Below are 5,503 nucleotides of genomic sequence, written 5' to 3' on the forward strand. Positions count from 1 at the left end.
TAATAAAAACTCAATGAGCTGGCAGCGACCTACGTTTCCACCGGGGGACCCAGCAGTATTATCGGCGATGAAGTGCTTGACTACCAGGTTCGGAATGGGACTGGGTATTTCCACTTCTCTTTAACCACCAGCAAATTTGAGTACTAAAAGCTTTTGTAAACTCTTAATACTCAAATTGCGAGATTGAGAAATTTAATGCTAAAGTCTTTGTAGCTTTAAAAAGCTAATTTCATATTTGTATATCTATACATAATCAACACAAATTAAACATAAGAAATATGCTTAATAAGATAGTAAACCAAAGAAAATTGTTAAAAATAAGCCAAACGTTCTATTAGTACTGGTCAGCTAAAGGGCTTACACCCATTACACATCCAGCCTATCAACCAGCTAGTCTTGCTGGGAACTTCAGGGAAAGTTCATCTTAGAGTTGGCTTCGAGCTTAGATGCTTTCAGCTCTTATCACATCCCAACGTGGCTACCCAACGATGCTCTTGGCAGAACAATTGGTACACCAGTGGTTGGTTCATCCCGGTCCTCTCGTACTAGGGACAAATCTCTTCAACTTTCCTACGCCCACGGAAGATAGGGACCGAACTGTCTCACGACGTTCTGAACCCAGCTCGCGTACCGCTTTAAATGGCGAACAGCCATACCCTTGGGACCGACTACAGCCCCAGGATGCGATGAGCCGACATCGAGGTGCCAAACCTCCCCGTCGATGTGAGCTCTTGGGGGAGATCAGCCTGTTATCCCCGGCGTACCTTTTATCCTTTGAGCGATGGCCCTTCCACGCAGAACCACCGGATCACTATGACCGACTTTCGTCTCTGTTCGACTTGTAGGTCTCACAGTCAAGCTAGTTTATGCCATTATACTCAACAAGCGATTTCCATCCGCTTTGAACTAACCTTTGTAAGCCTCCGTTACTATTTAGGAGGCGACCGCCCCAGTCAAACTACCCACCAGACATTGTCCTGAATGAGGATAACTCATCGCAGTTAGTAACTCAAATATTCAAGGGTGGTATCTCAAGGATGGCTCCGACTCTACTTGCGTCTAGTCATCATAGCCTCCCACCTATCCTGCACATGAATATCCAAGCTACAGTGTCAAGCTGTAGTAAAGGTGCACGGGGTCTTTCCGTCTTTCCGCGGGTAGGAGGAATTTTCACCTCCACTACAATTTCACTGGATCCCTCTTTGAGACAGCTCCCATCTCGTTACGCCATTCATGCAGGTCAGTATTTAACTGACAAGGAATTTCGCTACCTTAGGACCGTTATAGTTACGGCCGCCGTTTACTCGGGCTTCGATCAAATGCTTCGCTTGCGCTGACATCATCAATTAACCTTCGAGCACCGGGCAGGCGTCACACCTTATACATCCACTTACGTGTTAGCAAAGTGCTGTGTTTTTGGTAAACAGTCGGGAGGGACTCTTTGTTGCAACCTCTTCAGCTTTTGAAAGCAAGTTTCTATACCAAAGTAGGCACACCTTATACCGAAGATACGGTGCTATTTTGCAGAGTTCCTTAAAGAGGGTTCTTCCACGCGCCTTAGAATACTCATCCCACCCACCTGTGTCGGTTTACGGTACGGGCAACATATAATAAACTTAGTGGCTTTTCTTGGCACGACAGTATCATCGATTCTCCATCTCCTCCGAAGAGTGTCAAGAGCCTGTAAGATCTCGGTCTAACGTTAAGCGGATTTGCCTACTTAACAACCTACATCCTTCGACCCACTATTCCATCAGTGAGCTCGACTAACTCTATGCGTCCCCACATCGCGCTTATATGTTGGTATTGGAATATTAACCAATTTGCCATCGTCTACACTTTTCAGTCTCGACTTAGGACCCGACTAACCCTACGATGACGAGCATCGCGTAGGAAACCTTGGGTTTTCGGCGTTAAGGATTCTCACCTTAATTATCGCTACTCATGCCTGCATGCTCACTTCTATCCGCTCCAGCACTCCTTACCGGTATACCTTCAACGCTGAATAGAACGCTCTCCTACCACTCAATTAAAAATTGAATCTAAAGCTTCGGTGTACATCTTAGCCCCGTTATATTTTCCGCGCAGAATCACTAGACCAGTGAGCTGTTACGCTTTCTTTAAAGGATGGCTGCTTCTAAGCCAACCTCCTGGTTGTCACAGTAACTCCACATCGTTTTCCACTTAGATGTAACTTAGGGACCTTAGCTGTTAGTCTGGGTTGTTCCCCTCTTGACGACGGATTTTATCACCCACCGCCTGACTCCTGTGATTCCACATATAGTATTCATAGTTTGATAGGGTTTGGTACCGCGGTAAGCAGCCCTAGCCCATTCAGTGCTCTACCCCTATATGCTACAACACAAGGCTATACCTAAATATATTTCGGAGAGAACCAGCTATCACGAAGTTTGATTGGCCTTTCACCCCTATCCACAAGTCATCCCGAGACTTTTCAACGTCAATGGGTTCGGTCCTCCACTGGCTCTTACACCAGCTTCAACCTGCTCATGGATAGATCACTTCGTTTCGGGTCTGCAGCATCTGACTATTTCGCCCTATTAAGACTCGCTTTCGCTACGGCTTCGCACTTGGCTTAACCTTGCCAGACACCACAACTCGCAGGCTCATTATGCAAAAGGCAGTCCATCACCCTGATAAATCATAGGGCTCTGAATGATTGTAAGCTAATGGTTTCAGGTTCTATTTCACTCTGCTCGCTGCAGTACTTTTCACCTTTCCCTCACGGTACTTGTTCACTATCGATCTGTAAGTAGTATTTAGGATTGGAGGGTGGTCCCCCCAGCTTCAGTCAAAATATCACGTGTTCCGACCTACTCAGGATACTATTAGTATTATTGAGAATTTTAATTACAGGAGTATCACCTTCTATGCTCTAGTTTTCCAACTAATTCATCTATTCTCTTTAATTACACATTATAGTCCTACAACCCCCAATGCAAGCATTGGGTTTGTCCTAATCCCAGTTCGCTCGCCGCTACTATGGGAATCTCATTTGATTTCTCTTCCTCTGGCTACTGAGATGTTTCACTTCACCAGGTTCGCTCCCCGTAGGGTAACATATATCTCTATATGCTGGGTTGCCCCATTCGGAAATCCTCGGATCAAAGCTCTTTGGCAGCTCCCCGAGGCTTATCGCAGCCTAATACGTCCTTCATCGCCTCTTACAGTCAAGGCATCCACCATTAGCCCTTAATAGCTTATAATTGCCAGAATAATTATTTCTAATTATTCTAAATTTGATAATATTCTTTGGCTACTATCTTATTAAACATATATACAAGTACATACTATAATAAGTTAGTTGTGTTATCTATAATTAAATTTAATTTTTACATTAAATTTTAGATATGAAATTTTTTTATTTAAAATTAAACATTACTATTTAATTTTACGAAAAAATTTTAAAGACTTTAACATTATATTTTTAAATATCATGCTACTTCAAATAACTAAAGTTATTCCAAAGTAACGTTTCTGATTAAAACCAGATATAAACTCTTATATATAAAAGCTTATATCTAATTTTATTCTTATAGTATATGGTGGAGAATAGCGGGATCGAACCGCTGACCTCCTGCGTGCAAAGCAGGCGCTCTCCCAGCTGAGCTAATTCCCCATGATGGTGGGCCTATCAGGACTTGAACCTGAGACCTCACGATTATCAGTCGAGCGCTCTAGCCAGCTGAGCTATAGGCCCATATTTACCTATAAATTATTTGTAGTTCTTCAAATAATCTTTACAAACTAAATATATGTTGTTAAAAGTAGTTTTTTCTTTTTATTTATATATTAAGAAACAAATCTTAATAATATTTCTTTGAAAGGAGGTGATCCAACCGCAGGTTCTCCTACGGTTACCTTGTTACGACTTCACCCCAGTCGCCAAATCCACTGTGGAAGGTAGCTATTTTAGCATCCCCGCTTCGAATGAGTTCGACTCCCATGGTGTGACGGGCGGTGAGTACAAGACCCGGGAACGTATTCACCGTAGCATAGCTGATCTACGATTACTAGCGATTCCAACTTCATGTAGTCGAGTTGCAGACTACAATCCGAACTGGGAGATATTTTATAAGATTTGCTCCACGTCACCGTATTGCCGCTCTTTGTATATCCCATTGTAGCACGTGTGTAGCCCTGGACGTAAGGGCCATGATGACTTGACGTCGTCCTCACCTTCCTCCTACTTGCGTAGGCAGTCTGTTTAGAGTTCTCAGCCGAACTGTTAGCAACTAAACACGAGGGTTGCGCTCGTTGCGGGACTTAACCCAACATCTCACGACACGAGCTGACGACAGCCGTGCAGCACCTGTATATAAGTTTCTGCAAGCAGACACCAATCTATCTCTAGAAAGTTCTTACTATGTCAAGTCCAGGTAAGGTTCTTCGTGTATCGTCGAATTAAACCACATGCTCCACCGCTTGTGCGGGTCCCCGTCTATTCCTTTGAGTTTTAATCTTGCGACCGTACTCCCCAGGCGGTACACTTAATGTGTTAACTGCATTACTGCAAGATCAAGTCTCACAACAACTAGTGTACATCGTTTAGGGCGTGGACTACCAGGGTATCTAATCCTGTTTGCTCCCCACGCTTTCGCATCTCAGCGTCAATAATGTTCCAGTAGATCGCCTTCGCAATCGGTATTCCTTCTGATCTCTACGGATTTTACCCCTACACCAGAAATTCCATCTACCTCTCCCACATTCTAGATTAACAGTTTTCAAAGCAGTTCTATAGTTAAGCTATAGGATTTCACTTCAAACTTATTAATCCGCCTACATGCTCTTTACGCCCAGTGATTCCGAGTAACGCTTGCACCCCCCGTATTACCGCGGCTGCTGGCACGGAGTTAGCCGGTGCTTATTCATATAATACCGTCATTATCTTCTCATATAAAAGGAGTTTACGCACCGAAATGTGTCATCCTCCACGCGGCGTTGCTGCATCAGACTTTCGTCCATTGTGCAATATTCCCCACTGCTGCCTCCCGTAGGAGTCTGGACCGTGTCTCAGTTCCAGTGTGACTGATCATCCTCTCAAACCAGTTATGTGTCATAGTCTTGGTAAGCCATTACCCCACCAACTAACTGATACAATACAGGCTAATCTCTTACCAATAAATCTTTCCCTTATTAACTTATGTTAATAAGGAGTATAAGGTATTAGCAAACGTTTCCATTTGTTATCCCTTAGTAAGAGGCATATTACCTATACATTACTCACCCGTGCGCCACTTAGCTGACAATTATAGCAAGCTATAATCCGTTCTCGTTCGACTTGCATGTGTTAAGCACGCCGCCAGCGTTCACTCTGAGCCAGGATCAAACTCTCCATAAATTTTTTGATTAAATCTAAATTTAATCTTTATGTAGTAGTTGAAACTGACATTTTTGTTTTTAATTACTTAATTACAAAATTATCACTCAAATTTATAGACAAGTTAATAAATATCTCTATTTATATCTTGTTCAATTTTTT

The 5,503-nt window shown here is 43.1% G+C and carries 2 tRNA genes and 3 rRNA genes; all 5 read right to left on the reverse strand.

Annotated features, from left to right (window positions below):
* Positions 1-16 precede the first annotated feature (16 nt).
* The 5 genes from rrf to AC5LG6_RS11190 all read right to left on the reverse strand — a co-directional run bounded on the left by rrf (position 17) and on the right by AC5LG6_RS11190 (position 5,362).
* Positions 17-132: ribosomal RNA gene (gene rrf, locus AC5LG6_RS11170) — 5S ribosomal RNA — on the reverse strand.
* 181 nt (positions 133-313) lie between these two features.
* Positions 314-3,227, reverse strand: a 23S ribosomal RNA gene (locus AC5LG6_RS11175).
* Between the two features lie 337 nt (positions 3,228-3,564).
* Positions 3,565-3,640: transfer RNA gene (locus AC5LG6_RS11180), tRNA-Ala, on the reverse strand.
* A gap of 4 nt (positions 3,641-3,644) precedes the next feature.
* A tRNA-Ile gene (locus tag AC5LG6_RS11185) sits at positions 3,645-3,721 on the reverse strand.
* A gap of 123 nt (positions 3,722-3,844) precedes the next feature.
* Positions 3,845-5,362, reverse strand: a 16S ribosomal RNA gene (locus tag AC5LG6_RS11190).
* The 16S, 23S and 5S rRNA genes sit together here with 2 tRNA genes alongside, the layout of an rRNA operon.
* Positions 5,363-5,503: the final 141 nt, after the last annotated feature.

It is taken from the genome of Arcobacter thermotolerans (assembly GCF_983172305.1).